Raw genomic sequence first — 15,050 nt, forward strand, 5'->3', positions numbered from 1 at the left:
ACGGTCCATGAGGCCGGGCGGCTGGCCCGCGTGCGCCCGGTGACGCTGCGCCTCTGCTCTGCCGCCATGGGCCTGCGCTCTCCGTTCTGCCTGATTCGCCCTCCGAGTCGCGAGGACGCCTATCTCCTGCCTGACGATCGTGGTCGAATCGTGCGCACGTCGTAGGCCATGGCTGAGTCGCGGGGCGGTCTGCGACGCCCGTAGGTACCCCACAAGAGCGTCACAGAAAGCCCATAGACACCGGGCGTTGAGTGAACGTCATGAACACCACGAAGCACACCAGCCAACAGTCCACCTCGATCTTCGGCTCCCTCAAGTCGCTCGGACGCGGCATCGCCGTCAGCTCCGCCGTCGCCGTCATGGGCATCGGCACACTGAGCGCCGCCGACGCCTCCGCCGCGGGCGTCGCTACGGGCGTCCGGCACGCGAGCACCGTGACGTCGACGACGAACGCCGCGACGAGTCTCGAACTCGACCGCCGCGCCGCCTACGTCATCCGCAACGGCAAGATCGTCGCCTCCTGACGGGGCCCGACCCCGCCGACCCCACAGACCTCCTGCACCGGTGAGTCACGCAGATCGTGACGCCGAGATGAGCGCCCCACACGCCGCGCGACGTTCGTGGTGTTCGGCGCGCACCGGGGCGCCACCACGCCGGATCGCAGGAACCTCGTGACCGATCGACGTCCATCTCCTCGTCGTCGGCGCGAATCGCGAGCGGATGGACGACCGCTCGCCCACGACACCGGCCAGGGCCACCTGCCCCTCCCCACGGCCTTGGCCGGTGTCTCACCGCTCACATTTCGCAGAAATTTCGCCCCCAAGACTGTTGCGAGGTTAAGTCCTGGGTAACAATGGGTGAAGCCCCCGGCAACCTGATGACCCCAGAGCACCAGGCGGTCGGGGGATCCAAGTCTCTCGAGCGAAGGCCCTCACCGCGGTGGGGGCCTTCGTCGTGCCTGCCCCGCTCAGCCGGCGGCCGCCGTTTCGAGGTCGGCGACGACCATTTTCGTCATCGAGAACATCGCCTGAGAGACGCGTGCGACGACGTCGGGGTCGGGCGTCTGCATCAACTCGGTGAAACGGCGCGGAATGATCTGCCAACTGACGCCGAACGGATCCTTGCACCAGCCGCACGGGCTCTCGGAGCCACCGTTTGCCGCCAGGCCGTTCCAGTAGTGATCAACCTCGTCCTGTCCGGCGCAGGAAACCTGGAAGCTGAGGCCTCCGTCTGTGGAAAGACCGGGCCGCCGTTGAGCAGGGTGAACGGATGGACGTCGAGCTCGACCTGCTCAAGCATCACCCGCCCGGCGCGAGAGGCGTTGGGCCCAGGGTTTTCGGGTCGTCGGGATGGCGGACGGTGTCGACGCGCCGCGAGTTCGGGAACAAGGAGAGCTAGAGCTCGGCGGCCGGTTCCGCCGTGTCGTCGAGCCAGATGCAGGGTGTGATGTCGGTCAAGCTCGCAGTCTGGCACCGACCTCCGACAACCGGGTGTCGGCGTCTCGAGATTCCGCGGAACTCCGGGGTTGTCGCCGCCGGCGGGTAACGTCGCAGGCGTGAATGAGGAGCAGGCATCAACACTCGACCAGGCGGAGCCGAGCGCGTGGCGTGACGGCGTCGTCGTCCGCGGCGCGCGGCAGAACAACCTCAAGGACGTGGCGCTCGACCTGCCGCGCGATTCGATCGTCGTGTTCACCGGTGTGTCCGGTTCGGGCAAGTCGTCGCTGGCGTTCGGCACGTTGTTCGCCGAGTCGCAGCGGCGCTACCTCGAATCCGTCGCGCCGTACGCGCGGCGCCTCATCGATCAGGCGGGCGTGCCGGACGTCGACGTCGTCGAAGGCCTGCCGCCGGCCGTCGCACTGCAGCAACAGCGCGGTGGGGGCGGCGCGCGCTCCGATGTCGCGACGGTGACGACATTGTCGAGCCTTGTGCGCATGCTCTACTCGCGCGCCGGGTGGTATCCGCCGGGGCAGGCGATGCTCTACGCCGAGGATTTCTCGTCGAACACCGTCCAAGGGGCCTGCCCGACGTGCCACGGCATCGGCCGTGTCTACGAGGTCACCGAGAAGAGCATGGTGCCGGATCCGTCGCTGACGATCCGCGAGCGCGCCGTCGCGTCCTGGCCCGTCGCGTGGGCGGGGCAGAACCAGCGCGACATCCTCGTCGCGCTCGGCTACGACGTCGACACGCCCTGGAAGGACCTGCCGAAGAAGGATCGCGACTGGATCCTGTTCACCGAGGAGCGCCCCAGCGTCGGCGTGTACGCGGGCCTGACGCCGAAGCAGACGAGGCGTGCGCAGAAGCAGGGCATGGAGCCGAGCTATCAGGGCACCTTCATCGGAGCGCGACGCTACGTGCTCGACACCTTCGCCAACGCCAAGAGCGCCACGACGAAGAAGCGCGCCTCGCGCTACCTGACGAGCGAGCTGTGCGGCACCTGCCACGGCGCCAAGATCAAGCCCGAAGCGCTGTCCGTGACGTTCGAGGGGCTCGACATCGCCGCCTTCTCGCACCTGCCGCTCGAGCGCCTCGCCGAGATCGCGCGCGCCGTCACCGCTGACGACTGGAGCCCGGCCGAGGTCGCGCACCAGGACGATCACGTGCACGACGCCGAAGCTCGGGAAGCGTCGACGCAGGCTCGCGTGGCAGGTGGCGGAGCATCGCACGATGCCGCGCCCGACGTGCGGCGCACGCCAAATCTCTCGGTCGAGAAGCGCGCGGCAGCGCAACGTCTCGCAGCCGACCTCGTCACGCGCCTGCAACCGATGATCGACCTCGGCCTGGGCTACCTCTCGCTCGATCGCACGACGCCGACGCTCTCCGGTGGCGAACGTCAGCGCCTGCGCCTCGCAACGCAGCTGTCGTCGAAGCTGTTCGGTGTCGTCTACGTGCTGGACGAGCCGTCTGCCGGGCTGCACCCGCGCGACCTCGACGCGCTCATCGGCATCCTGCACGGGCTGAAGGAGCGCGGCAACAGCGTGTTCGTCGTCGAGCACTCGCTCACCGTCATCCACGAAGCCGACTGGCTCGTCGACATCGGCCCCGGAGCCGGTGAGCAGGGCGGCCGAGTGCTCTACAGCGGCACGCCGTCCGGGCTCGCTGACGTCGCCGAGTCCGAGACCCGCCGCTACCTGTTTCCCCGCGACGACGACGCCCCCGGCGCCTCTTCGCGGCGCTCGCCCCGCGAGCCGCAAGGCTGGCTGGCGTTCGCGGACGTGACGCGCAACAACCTGCAGGGCCTCGACGTCAGCTTCCCCGTCGGATGCCTGAGCGCTGTCACGGGTATCTCCGGCTCGGGCAAGTCGAGCCTGGTCAGCCAGGCGGTGCCTGCGCTGCTGCGCGAGCACCTCGGCAGCGGCGGCGCTCCCGAACCCGAGCTGACGGGTGACCCCGAGACCGATCTGCTGCTCGGCGACGACGTCGATGACATTCGCGGACGCGTCACCGAGGCGCCCCCGGGCGTGCGCCGCGTCGTCGTCATCGACCAGAAACCGATCGGACGCACGCCGCGCTCGAACGTGGCCACCTACACGGGCCTGTTCGACCACGTCCGCAAGCTCTACGCGGCGACCGACGAGGCGAAGCGCCGCGGCTACACGGCGGGTCGATTCTCGTTCAACGTGCCCGGCGGTCGTTGCCCGACGTGCGAGGGGGAGGGCAGCGTCATGGTCGAGCTGCTGTTCCTGCCGAGCATCTACACGCCGTGCCCCGACTGCCACGGCACGCGGTACGAGGCGAGCACGCTCGAGGTGACGTGGCACGAACGCTCCGTCGCCGACGTGCTCGCGATGAGCGTCGACGAGGCGCACGCGTTCTTCGACGGTGAAGACTCGATCCATCACAGCCTCGCGGTGCTGCGCGACGTCGGCCTCGGCTACCTGCGGCTGGGGCAGCCCGCCACCGAGCTGTCCGGTGGTGAGGCGCAGCGCGTCAAGCTAGCCTCCGAACTGCAGCGCGCCTCGCGCGGAGACACGCTCTACGTCCTCGACGAGCCGACGGCCGGCCTGCACCCGGCTGACAGCGACCGCCTCATGCGCCACCTGCAGGGCCTCACCGACGCGGGCAACACCGTCGTCATGGCCGAGCTCGACATGCGCATGGTCGCGCAGGCCGACCACGTCATCGATATGGGGCCGGGCGCGGGCAAGGACGGCGGCCGCGTCGTCGTCGCGGGGTCGCCGGCCGACGTCGCGGCAGACGACAACAGCGCGACGGCGCCCTACTTGCGTGAGGTGATCGAGAAAGTCCTGCAGTGACAGCTCGGCCGCGAGCTATGGCCTGGGCCGGGTGAGTCTGTAGGGCATGTCCTGCTTCCAGGGTTCGCCCATGAGCTTGTGGGACAATCGGGATGTGGGGCGGGAGGCACACACCGAGCGCTTTCTCGTGACCCACCCGTCGCGAAGGAGTTACTATGAGCCTCGAAGGCACCATCGTCGAGACACCGCTGCATCGTCTCGCCTCGCACGCGTGGAAGGCGATCGCTGGCGTCGGCGCTGTGAGCATCATCGTCGGTCTGATCGCCCTGATCTGGCCGGGGCCGACCACCGTCGTCATCGGTGTACTGTTCGGCGTCTTCCTGCTGCTGAGCGGCCTCATGGGGCTGTTCGTCGGGTTGGCGGTGCCGATGCCGGGGTTCGTGCGCGCTGCATCCTTGCTCGTGTCCGCGTTGTCGGTCGTGCTCGGTCTGCTCTGCTTCCGCAGCGAGACGCACTCCGTCACTCTGCTCGGGCTGTGGATCGGCATCGGCTGGATCATGAACTCGATGACGATGCTCGCCCGCGGCCTTTCGACGAAGGGCCAGGGCCGCGGGTGGGTCATCGTCTCCAGCGTCATCGGCATTCTCGCGGGCATCGTGCTCGTCGCCTCGCCCATCTCGTCCATGGCGACCCTCGTCTGGATCGCGGGTGTGTTCCTGCTCGTCACCGGCATCGTCGAGATCATCCGCGCGATGCAGCTGCGTCGCCGCGCACGCTCCCTCTGACGAGCCTCGTCCTCGACGCGAGAGCCCCCCGGCGCACGAGCCGGGGGGCTCCGGCGTGTTCCCGGCGGGTGCGGTGGCTGGTCACGTGACGCAGACGGCCGCCCGGTAGGCACGCCCTCGATCGTCGCAGCGCCGACTCGTGGAGTGCACGCAGGCCGGGATCGCGGGTCGCCGCGGCCACAGATCGTCCTCGCGCGCCGGTCACGATTGCGGTTGATGCCGCCGGATGGCGGAAACTATGGGGCGTGTCGACGATTCTCTTCTTCCACGCCCACCCTGATGACGAAGCGAGCCAGACCTCGGGGGCGATGGCGCGAGCCGTTTCCGAGGGACATCGTGTCGTCGTCGTGTATGCGACCAACGGTGATCACGGGGATGCCCCCGACGACCTCGCGCCCGGCGAGAGCGTCGTCGATCGACGACGCACCGAGGCCGCCGGGTCGGCGCAGGTGCTCGGCACGGCGCGCGTCGCGTGGCTCGACTACGCCGACTCCGGCATGACGGGGTGGGAGCAGAACGCCGGCGAGAAGGCGTTCCACGGCGCCGACCTCACCGAAGCGGGCCAGCGGCTCGCCGACATCCTCGACGAAGAGGCCCCCGACGTCGTCGTCGGTTACGACTGGCATGGCGGGTACGGCCACCCCGACCACGTCAAGGTGCACCCGGTGATGCACCGGGCGCTCGAGCTGACGCGCGAGACGCCGAGGCTTTTCGAATCGACGATGAACCGCGATCGCATGCGCGTCATGTATCGCAAGGCCGTCGAGGCGGGCGTCTACCCCGAGGGGGAGGGGTTCAACCCCGATCAGCCCATGGACGACGGCAACCCGCTCGGCCTGCCCGAGCGCGAGATCTCGTTCTACGTCGACGTCACGCCCTGGCTCGAGAACAAGCGCGCGGCGCTCGCAGCGCACGCCTCGCAGTCGGACGCGCGCGGCATCCTCGAGATGCCTGACGAGGTCTTCCCGCTCGCGTTCGGGCGGGAGCACTACGTTGACGTCGCGGCGATGGAGGCGTCAGGCATCCCGTCGCTCGACGGCCACGCCCACGGCGCGCGCCCCGACGGCGAGCCGCTGCCGGAGGGCTGGTTCTTCTGAGCCCCCGCTCCCTGCATCGCAGAAGTAACCAAGAATCGCGGATGGGACGGGCGCGGCCGCTGGGGGCCGGAGGATTCCAGCGGGTCATAGAGGGAGCAGGTACTCGGCCTCGTCGGCCGGGCACTCGGCTGTCGGGTTCTCGACGAGCCGGAACCCGCGACGCCGGTACGCGGCAGCCGCGCGCTCGTTGGCGCGGTAGGCGTGCAGCCCGATGGCGCGCAGCCCTTGCTCGCGCGCATCGCTGATGACGGCGTCGACGAGCGCGTCGAACACGCCGGTGCCGCGGCGCGCCGGCTCCACCCACATCTGCACGAGGAACGCGATCTCGAGTGCCTCGTACCCCAGTGCGCCGACGACGGCCGGGTCGTCGAAGTACACCTGGCCCGCTCGTAGGCCGATCAGCCCGTCGGCGCGCGGCGCGACCTGACTCGACGCCTCCGGCTCACCCGCGTCCGGCACCCACAGGTACGTGCCGGGGCTCATCGCGCGCTGGGCCCAGACCTGCTCGCTGAACTCTCTCTCACGGGCGAACGTCGACCCGAAAGCCTCTGGGTTCGTCGACAACGCCCGCAGCCGCACGTCGCGGTAGGTCTGCCACGGAAGGTCACCGGCGGGGAGAACAGTCATGGCGCCCAGTCTCGTGACACGGCGTGGACCCGTCAACGCGAAGCCGCCAGCGCCGGAACGGGTCGAAGAGGCAGCGATCGGTCAGCGCCGAGGCACAGCCGTGTCGCCGCCCGATCGCGCCGGCGACACGGTGATTCGCCGTATTCAGCGCATCGTGAGCCATTCGTTACCTGCGCGCCGCATTCGCCGTCAGCACACGGGACGGCGACGCGTCGAGGCGGCGTCAAGAGGCGCGGTCCAACCCTGACAACGCCGTCGAACGGCTCGTGTTTCCGAGGTAACCCATAGGCTGAAGCGAACTGCAGCCCGCGTGATCCGGGCGATCCAGCCCGCCTGGGCGTGGCTTCTCCAGCCCATGACGGCGGCCGAGGACGCCCTGCGTCACCGTCAAGGAAGGGAGGGTGAGGCCTGTGTGGGATTTCATCGCCGACCGGTGGGAGGACATCGCCTACCGCAGCTACCAGCACACGTCGCTCGTCGTGCAATCCGTGCTGCTCGCGACGATCATCGCGCTCGTCCTGGCCGTCATCGTCATCCGCAACAAGAAGCTCGAGAGCTTCGCGAACATCTTCTCGGCGATCGGCCTGACGTTGCCGTCGTTCGCGCTGCTCGGCATCCTGCTGCCGCTCGTCGGCATCGGTGCGGTGCCGTCGGTCATCGCCGTCACCTTCTACGCCGTCCTACCGATCCTGCGCAACGCCGTCGTCGGTCTGCAGGCTGTCGACGCGAACCTGCTCGAGTCCGCGCGCGGCATGGGCATGAGCAAGGTGGCGACGCTGCTCAAGGTGCGTCTGCCACTCGCGTGGCCCGTCATCCTCGCGGGGGTGCGCACCTCGACGCAGATGTCGTTCGGCGTCGCGGCCATCGCCGCCTACGCCCTCGGCCCAGGTCTCGGCGGCTACATCTTCACCGGCCTGTCTCAGAACGGTGGCGTCAACGCCATCAACTTCGCCCTCGTCGGCACGATCGGCATCGTCATCCTCGCCCTCGTGCTCGACCTCATTCTCGTCGGCATCGGCCGACTGACGATTCCCAGGGGTATCCGTGCCTGATCTGTTCCGCACCGACCACGACGCTCCCGTCACCGAGACCGTCAACGAGCAGCCCGCCAGCCATGACGTCACGGGCGCCGAGATCGTCTTCGACGACGTCGTCAAGAAGTACCCGGGCCAGGCGAAGGCGGCCGTCGGCGGCCTCAGCCTTACCGTCCCCGCCGGCGAGATGGTCATGTTCGTCGGCCCCTCCGGCTGCGGCAAGACGACGTCGCTCAAGATGATCAACCGGCTCATCAACCCGACGAGTGGTCGCATCACGATCGACGGTGACGACGTCAAGAACCACAAGGTCGACGACCTGCGCCGCAAGATCGGCTACGTCATCCAGGGTGGCTCGCTGTTCCCGCACCTCACCGTCGCCGACAACGTGGGCGTCGTGCCGGGGCTGCTCAAGTGGGACAAGAAGCGCATCGCCGCGCGCACGGACGAACTGCTCGACATGGTCGGTCTCGACCCTGCGCGCTACCGCGACCGCTACCCCCGCGAGCTGTCGGGCGGGCAGCAGCAGCGCGTCGGCGTGGCCCGTGGCCTGGCGGCCGACCCACCCGTCATCCTCATGGACGAGCCGTTCGGCGCCGTCGACCCGATCACCCGGCAGCGGTTGCAGGACGAGATGCTCAGCATCCAGCGCCAGCTGAGCAAGACGATCATCTGCGTCACGCACGACATCGACGAGGCACTGAAGCTGGGCGACCGCATCCTCATCCTCTCCGAGGGCGGGCGGATCGAGCAGTACGACACCCCCGAGAACATCCTCGCGGCGCCGGCCAACGAGTTCGTCGAGGACTTCGTCGGCTCGGGTTCGGCGCTGAAGTCGCTGCAGCTGACACGCCTCGACGAGATCGGCGCGACGCAGCTGGGTACCGTCACCGTCGGAGCCGACGCGTCCGAGGCGCGCGAGGCCGCCCAGCGTGGCGGTTCCCCCAACGTCGTCGTGCTCGACGAACGCGGACGCCCGGTCGACTTCATCAACGTCGAGCGGATGCGCGGCACCCGGGTCGAGAACCGTGGGGTCAACCTCATCACCGTCGACTCGCGTGCCACCCTCAACGACGCCCTCGACGCGATGCTCACCTCGAGCCACGGCGCCGTCGTCGTCACCGGCGGGCGCGGCGAGTACCGCGGCGTCGCGTCGTTCCAGCAGGTGATGGAGCACATCCGTCAGGTGCAGGAGCAGGCGGCCGCACTCAGCGAACGCGTCGACGGAGAGGCTCACGCGAGCTCGACGGTCGTCGCCAACACCTCCTCGACCACGGACTTCGACGCTCAGGCCGACGAGGGGGAGCAGCGATGAGGAAGCGCCTGGGGCGTGAGCGGTTCGGCATGATCGTCGGCCTGCCCATCCTCATCCTGCTCGTCGGCGGTGGCTGGGTGATCTGGCGCCTCAACGCCGACCTCGACGACATCGAGGCCCGCCAGCTCGAGTGGAGCCTGCTCGGCACCCTGTTCTGGCAACACCTCAAGGTGACGGCGGCCGCTGCCGTCGCGGTGCTCGTCACCGCCATCCCGCTGGGAGTGCTGCTGACGCGTCCGAGATTCCGGCGCTTCTCCGGCCCCGTCATCGCCATCGCGAACGCGGGACAGGCGACGCCCGTCATCGGCCTCATCGTGCTGCTCGCGATGTGGATCGCGTTCGACTTCTGGACGGCGGTGCTGGCGCTCGCGATCTACGCGTTCCTGCCGGTGCTGCGCAACACCATGGTGGGGTTGCAGCAGGTCGACCAGACGCTCGTCGAAGCCGCACGCGGCATGGGCATGAGCCAGATGGCGACGCTCCTGCGCATCGAGATGCCCCTGGCTGCGCCCATCATCATGGCCGGCGTGCGCACCGCGCTCGTGCTCGTCGCGGGCACGGCCTCGTTCGCGGCCTTCATCAACGCCGGTGGCCTGGGCGAGCTCATCACGACCGGCATCAAGCTGTTCCGCTACCCCGTGCTCGTCAGCGGCGGCATCCTCATCGCGCTGCTCGCCCTCGCGTTCGAATGGGCCGGGCGCCTGCTCGAAGCCCTGCTCACGCCGAAGGGAATGTGATCGGATGACACGCCAGCGAATGAGGCGAGCGACGGGCGCCGTCGTCGCCGTCACGACGGCCGTGACGCTGAGTTCATGTGGCCTCGGCACCTCGGGCGGGCTGACGACGAGTGCCAAGCTCGCGGGCCCCCTGGCCTCGGTGAAGAAGCTCGACGGGCTTGACATCGCGGTCGGTTCCAAGGACTTCACCGAGCAGCAGATCCTCGGCAAGATCGCCGTCATCATGCTGCAGTCGGGCGGCGCGAAGGTGAAAGACTTCACCGCCATCCCCGGTTCTGCTGCCTCGCGCCAGGCGCAGCTGACGGGGCAGGTGCAGCTCATCATGGAGTACACGGGCACGGCGTGGATCACCTACATGGGCAAGACCGACCCCATCGCTGATTCGCGCAAGCAGTACGAGGCCGTGAAGGCGGAGGACGCCAAGAACGGGTTCACCTGGCTGGAACCTGCGCCCATGAACAACACGTACAGCTTGGGCATGCGTCAGGACTTCGCGAAGAAGTACGGGCTCAAAGATCTGTCGGATCTCAAGAAGGTGCCTGTCGGCGAGCGCACGTTCTGCATCGAGTCGGAGTTCGCGAACCGCAACGACGGCTTCCAACCCATGCTCAAGGCGTACGGGATGACGTACGGCAAGGACGTGCCGACCGGCAACATCCGCAAGATGGACACCGGCGCCATCTACTCGGCGATCGACCAGAAGGTCTGCAACTTGGGTGAGGTCTTCACGACGGACGGGCGGATCAAGAGTCTCCACCTCGACGTCATGAGCGACAGCAAGCACTTCTTCCCCAACTACAACGTCTCGCCCGTGGTCAAGACGACGATCTACGACACGTATCCGCAGATCGCGCAGATCCTCGAACCGGTCGTGAAGAAGCTCGACAACGACACCCTCATCGATCTCAACGCCCGCGTCGACGTCGAGGGCAAAGATCCCGGCAAGGTCGCCGAGGAGTGGTTGAAGAGCGAGGGCTTCATCGAGTAGGTCGTGGCCGAGGGTGCTGATGGTGCGTCGTCAGCTGCCCGACTTCTGTGCAGCTGCCCCAGGAATGTGCTGAACAATCCTGGGGCAGCTGCACATTTCTCGTGCAGGTAATGGCACGTCGTCGGCGTGGCGGCACTCGAGGGGCACGGGTGTCACAAGGCTCGGGCGACGAACTCCCGCAGATCGGTGATGGTGCGTACCTCGTGCATGTCGACGATGGCGGCGTATCGGTGTGCGACGGAATCGCCCTGGCCCCACTGTGATTCGGCTTCCGGGTTGAGCCACATCGCGTGCCTCGCCTGCTGCGCGATGGTGCGCAGCGCGTCGTAGCGCGGGTCGGTGTTGTTCGTGCGCGCGTCGCCGAGGATGAGGACGGTGGCACGCGGCGTCACCGCGTCGAGGTGGTGTTCGACGAAGTCGGCGAACGTCTGGCCGTAGTCGCTGTTGCGGTGCCCGCGCGTCATGCGCCGGTTGCCCTTGAGCGCTTCGACGAGGTCGCCGTCGCGCCCGACCTCCTTGACGACCGCGGTCAGCTCGTCGACGGTGTTGACGAACCCGAAGACGCGCACGCGCGCGAACTGCGCCTGCATCGCCTGCATGAGCAGGATCGTGAACCGGCTGAACCCGGCGACCGAACTCGACATGTCGGCGAGGATGACGAGCTCCGAACGGTTCGGCGCGTGATGCGTGAACACCGGCTCGATCGGTACGCCGCCCGTCGACATCGACGCCCGCAGCGTCCGCCGGATGTCGATGCGCCCATGTGACGCGCGGCGCCGCTTGGCCGTCATCCGCGCTGCGAGCTTGCGGGCGAGAGGGTCGACGACGCGCCGCATCTCCGCGGCATCGACGGCATACGTCTGGCTGAATGCGCGACGCTCGAGCGGCGTCGTGACGGCGTGCTCCGCCAGCCGTTCGACACCACGGATCTCCGCGTTGCGTCGCCGCGTCTCGGTCTCGACACGGCGCCGGAACGCGGCGACGCGCTCGCGGGCGTCGTCACGATCGAGCCGCTGCGTGAAGCGCTCCGGCTGCCACCCTTGATCGGCACCCATCGCCTGACCGCTACCACCACCCCCGCCGCCCGAGCTGCCACCGGCCGTGCCGCCGTCAGAACCGCCGGCTTCTGGGCCCTGCTGCATGAGCTCGGATGCGCGCGCGATGGCGAGGTTCGGCTGGAACTGCTCGATCGCCTGGTTCGCGCTGAACCCGTTCTCACCCTCGCGCCGCAGCACGCCGAACTCCGTGACGACGGTGGCTGCGAGGGCGTTCAACGCCCGCTCGTCCTGAGCGGCGAGAGCCTGCGCGAGGATCTCCTGCAGCGCCCTGGCGCGCTCGCGCAGGGCCGCGGCGTCCGCCGTCAGGGGGTCGAAGTCGTCGAGTGCGTCGAGCGAGTCGGGTTCGGGCTCGCCGTCGGGGTGAGCACCGGATTTGTCTGCGGCGCCGTCCTCTTCGAGGTCCGTCAGGCGGGTGCGCGCGCCCAGGGCGGCGGGAAAGTAGAGGTCGAACAACTCGTCGAACACGCGCCGCTGCTCGCCGCGTCGCATGAACGCCGACGCGAGACCCTCGCGCAGACGCTCGCGATCGTCGAGCCCGAGAGCGGTGACGATGCGCCCCGCGTCGATGACGTCGCTCGTGCCGACGACGACGCCGTGGCGCCGCAACGCGTTCGCCAACGACACGAGTCGACGCTGCAGCACGCCCGCAGACGCGATGCCCGGGCCGGCGGATGACGTCACGGACGCGCGCGGTCCGTAGCCCGCGGTGTCCGAGTGCGCAGCTCGCCGCCCGGCGCCCGGCGCACCCGCGCCGGCGGGGACGACGGCGTCGTCAGGCATCGAGCTTGAGCAGCGTGGAGGCGCGTTCGATGTCGTCCTGGTGCTTGAGCAGCACGCCGAGGTTGGCGCGCAGCACCGTCGCGTCGAGATCGCCCGTGCCGTCGGCTCCGAGGGCGATGAGGGTGCGCGCCCAGTCGACGGTCTCGGCGACGCTCGGTGCCTTGCGCAGTGGCATCTGGCGCAGTCGGTGCACGAGTCGCACGACGGATTCGACGAGCGCCGCGTCGAGACCCGGCACCTTGAGTTCGACGATGCGCTGCTCGAGCGCCGGCGTCGGGTAGTCGATGTGCAGGAACAGGCAGCGTCGACGCAGCGCCTCCGACAGGTCGCGGGCGGCGTTCGACGTCAGCACGACGAACGGTCGCTGCGTCGCACTGATCGTGCCGAGTTCGGGCACCGTCACCTGAAAGTCGCTCAGCACCTCGAGCAGGAGGCCCTCGACCTCGACGTCGGCCTTGTCGAGTTCGTCGATGAGAAGCACCGTCGGCTGCGTGTTGCGGATGGCGCGCAGCAGCGGACGCGTCAGGAGGAAGTCGTCGGTGAAGATGTCGGTGGCAAGCTCGTCCCAGTCGTGGGCGGCGCCGCCCGATGGCGAGCCGACGGGGCTGGAGGCGTTCGTTGACGCCACACCGGGCGCGCCCGGCGTGGCGCCCGGCTGAGCGTCCGTGGCGGTGTTCGTGGTCGTTGTGGACGCGGCCGCGCCCGACGAAGACGTTTGTGCCAGAGCCGTGTTGGCGGTGATGCGCAGGAGCTGCTTGGCGTGGTTCCACTCATAGAGGGCGCGGGCCTCGTCGATGCCCTCATAGCACTGCAGCCTCACGAGGTCGGCGTCTGCGCCCGTCGCGCCGGACAATGCCGCCGTCACCGCCTTCGCCAGCTCGGTCTTGCCGACGCCGGCCGGCCCTTCGACGAGCAGAGGCTTGCCGAGAGCGTCGGCGAGGAAGACGGTCGTCGCGATGGCGTCGCTCGCGAGGTATCCGGCCTCGGCGAGGCGGTCGCGGACGTCGTCGACGGATTCGAAGTGCGCAGTCACCGTGCCATTGTCGCGGATGGCTCAGGCCGCGATCGGCGAAAACGCAGAACGGGTTGACCGGGTAGGCCCTCGGAACGATCCGACGTGACGCCGGCCCCACAGCTCGCGCACACCTCGCAGTCAGGTGTAGCATTAAACATAGATAACCTAACTAAACGAAGGGAAGAGATGTCCACCGCGCATCCGCCAACCGCGCAGGCCCCGATGAGGACGGTCTTGTCGCACGTCATCGTTCCGATCCTCATGGGCCTCATCATGTGCGCCGCCTACCTCGGTGGTTTCCACAAGCCGTCGCCCCACCACGTGCCCGTCGCCGTCGTCGGTCAGGCTCAGCAGGCCGGCCCGCTGGCGGCCAAGGTGCAGGACGCGTTCGGCGACGAGGCGGACGTTCGCACGATCGCGACGCCCGAGCAGGCCACGGATCAGCTGAAGCACCTGAAGATCTCCGCGGCCTACGTCCCCGGTGACGGCAAGGCCGAACTGCTCACCGCCGGTGGCGCGTCCGACACGACGAAGTCCGTCGTCGAGAAGATGTTCCGCCCCGTCGCGGAGAAGCAGCACGATGCGCTGACCGTCAAGGACGTCGCGCCCCTCACCGAGGACGACCCCGCCGGCCAGAACGGGTTCTTCTTCCTCGTCGCCCTGACGGTCGCCGCGTACGCCACGTCGATCGCCATCGGCGCGGCGGCTGCGAGTCGCCCGTTCGCCCAGCGCATCGCCCTCGCCGCCGGCGCCGCCGTCGTCATCTCGACGATCGAACTCGCGATCGCGGCGTGGGGTTACGACATGTTCGGTGGGCACGTGCTCGCAACGTGGGCGCTGTCGCTGCTCTACACAGCCGGCGTGCTGACGGTCGGTGTCGGCCTGCACCCGATCGTCGGACGGTTTGCGACGCTGCTGTACTCGGCGATCTTCGTCGCGCTCAACTTCACCTCGTCCGGCGGCGTGTTCGCGCCCGTCATGCAGCCGAGCTTCTTCGGTTGGCTGCACGACTTCTGGATCGGCTCCGGCTTCGTCGAGGCGCTGCGTCGCATCATCTACTTCCCGGACGCCTCGATCGCCGGTCCGCTCACCATCCTGTTCGGTTGGTTGGTCGTCGGGTTGCTCTGTCTCGCAGCCGGATGCGCGGTCGAACAGCGACGTGTTGCGCGAGCCCGTGAGCTCGAGGAAGCTGCGTCCAGCCCCGTCGGACGCCACGCCGAGCAGGCGCATCAGGACGAGCGCGACGAGCTCGACCCCGAGACCGAGGAGGAACTCGAGGAGAACGTCGCCGTCTGACGTCCTCTCTCTTTGCGCCCAGATGCACCCGGGTGCATCTAGGCGCAAAGAGAAGACACCAGGGGTGTGGAGAAACGCGTCACGGATGACGCGTTTCTCCACACCCCCTTCGTGTCCCTCGAT

12 protein-coding genes are annotated in these 15,050 nt (G+C 68.6%); 9 read left to right on the plus strand and 3 right to left on the minus strand.

Going from position 1 to position 15,050, the window contains the following annotated elements:
- The first annotated feature begins 260 nt into the window (after positions 1 to 260).
- From DYE07_RS09345 to DYE07_RS09365, 4 genes are all read left to right on the plus strand, one after another.
- The gene (locus DYE07_RS09345) at positions 261 to 524 is read left to right on the plus strand and encodes a hypothetical protein (RefSeq protein WP_074040470.1); all 264 of its coding nucleotides are present in this window, start codon (positions 261 to 263) and stop codon (positions 522 to 524) included.
- Positions 525 to 1,555: 1,031 nt separating this feature from the next.
- Positions 1,556 to 4,255, plus strand: coding sequence for an excinuclease ABC subunit UvrA (locus DYE07_RS09355; protein ID WP_115296840.1), 2,700 nt, complete (start codon positions 1,556 to 1,558; stop codon positions 4,253 to 4,255).
- A 155-nt stretch (positions 4,256 to 4,410) separates the two neighbouring features.
- Entirely contained in the window at positions 4,411 to 4,980 is a 570-nt protein-coding gene (locus DYE07_RS09360) for an HdeD family acid-resistance protein (RefSeq protein WP_115296841.1), read from the plus strand.
- A gap of 245 nt (positions 4,981 to 5,225) precedes the next feature.
- On the plus strand, positions 5,226 to 6,077 hold the full coding sequence (locus tag DYE07_RS09365; protein WP_115296842.1) for a PIG-L deacetylase family protein: 852 nt from the start codon (positions 5,226 to 5,228) through the stop codon (positions 6,075 to 6,077).
- 84 nt (positions 6,078 to 6,161) lie between these two features.
- Here DYE07_RS09365 and DYE07_RS09370 read toward each other — a convergent pair whose 3' ends face one another.
- On the minus strand, positions 6,162 to 6,704 hold the full coding sequence (locus DYE07_RS09370; RefSeq protein ID WP_115296843.1) for a GNAT family N-acetyltransferase: 543 nt from the start codon (positions 6,702 to 6,704) through the stop codon (positions 6,162 to 6,164).
- Positions 6,705 to 7,114: 410 nt separating this feature from the next.
- Here DYE07_RS09370 and DYE07_RS09375 point away from each other — a divergent pair, with 410 nt between their 5' ends.
- Genes DYE07_RS09375 through DYE07_RS09390 form a run of 4 tightly spaced genes read left to right on the plus strand, consistent with a single transcriptional unit; the run spans position 7,115 to position 10,778 of the window.
- Positions 7,115 to 7,756 carry an ABC transporter permease gene (locus tag DYE07_RS09375; RefSeq protein ID WP_038569784.1) on the plus strand — a complete coding sequence of 214 codons (642 nt, stop codon included), beginning with the start codon at positions 7,115 to 7,117 and terminating at the stop codon, positions 7,754 to 7,756.
- Complete coding sequence (locus DYE07_RS09380) at positions 7,749 to 9,053, plus strand: ABC transporter ATP-binding protein (protein WP_115296844.1); 1,305 nt, start codon at positions 7,749 to 7,751, stop codon at positions 9,051 to 9,053. The genes DYE07_RS09375 and DYE07_RS09380 overlap by 8 nt, the downstream gene beginning before the upstream one ends.
- A complete protein-coding gene (locus DYE07_RS09385) occupies positions 9,050 to 9,790 on the plus strand; it encodes an ABC transporter permease (protein WP_006945175.1) in 741 nt (246 codons plus the stop codon). Before DYE07_RS09380 ends, DYE07_RS09385 begins: the two co-directional genes overlap by 4 nt.
- 4 nt (positions 9,791 to 9,794) lie before the next feature.
- A complete protein-coding gene (locus DYE07_RS09390) occupies positions 9,795 to 10,778 on the plus strand; it encodes a glycine betaine ABC transporter substrate-binding protein (RefSeq protein ID WP_038569779.1) in 984 nt (327 codons plus the stop codon).
- A 152-nt stretch (positions 10,779 to 10,930) separates the two neighbouring features.
- Here the strand turns inward: DYE07_RS09390 and DYE07_RS09395 are convergent, their stop codons facing one another.
- Both DYE07_RS09395 and DYE07_RS09400 read right to left on the minus strand, forming a co-directional pair.
- Positions 10,931 to 12,616 carry a VWA domain-containing protein gene (locus tag DYE07_RS09395; RefSeq protein WP_115296845.1) on the minus strand — a complete coding sequence of 562 codons (1,686 nt, stop codon included), beginning with the start codon at positions 12,614 to 12,616 and terminating at the stop codon, positions 10,931 to 10,933.
- Entirely contained in the window at positions 12,609 to 13,649 is a 1,041-nt protein-coding gene (locus DYE07_RS09400) for an AAA family ATPase (RefSeq protein ID WP_115296846.1), read from the minus strand. The genes DYE07_RS09395 and DYE07_RS09400 overlap by 8 nt, the downstream gene beginning before the upstream one ends.
- Before the next feature lie 204 nt (positions 13,650 to 13,853).
- On the opposite strand from DYE07_RS09400, the gene DYE07_RS09405 reads away from it, so the two are divergent.
- On the plus strand, positions 13,854 to 14,927 hold the full coding sequence (locus DYE07_RS09405; RefSeq protein WP_237723820.1) for a hypothetical protein: 1,074 nt from the start codon (positions 13,854 to 13,856) through the stop codon (positions 14,925 to 14,927).
- Positions 14,928 to 15,050: the final 123 nt, after the last annotated feature.

Source organism: Dermacoccus nishinomiyaensis (assembly GCF_900447535.1).
GTDB lineage: Bacteria > Actinomycetota > Actinomycetes > Actinomycetales > Dermatophilaceae > Dermacoccus > Dermacoccus nishinomiyaensis.

Coding starts and splice junctions, on each gene's coding strand:
- DYE07_RS09405 (WP_237723820.1), top strand. CDS start 13,854: ATGAGGACGGTCTTGTCGCACGTCATCGTTCCGATCCTCATGGGCCTC.
- DYE07_RS09395 (WP_115296845.1), bottom strand. CDS start 12,616: ATGCCTGACGACGCCGTCGTCCCCGCCGGCGCGGGTGCGCCGGGCGCC.
- DYE07_RS09385 (WP_006945175.1), top strand. CDS start 9,050: ATGAGGAAGCGCCTGGGGCGTGAGCGGTTCGGCATGATCGTCGGCCTG.
- DYE07_RS09360 (WP_115296841.1), top strand. CDS start 4,411: ATGAGCCTCGAAGGCACCATCGTCGAGACACCGCTGCATCGTCTCGCC.
- DYE07_RS09390 (WP_038569779.1), top strand. CDS start 9,795: ATGACACGCCAGCGAATGAGGCGAGCGACGGGCGCCGTCGTCGCCGTC.
- DYE07_RS09345 (WP_074040470.1), top strand. CDS start 261: ATGAACACCACGAAGCACACCAGCCAACAGTCCACCTCGATCTTCGGC.
- DYE07_RS09370 (WP_115296843.1), bottom strand. CDS start 6,704: ATGACTGTTCTCCCCGCCGGTGACCTTCCGTGGCAGACCTACCGCGAC.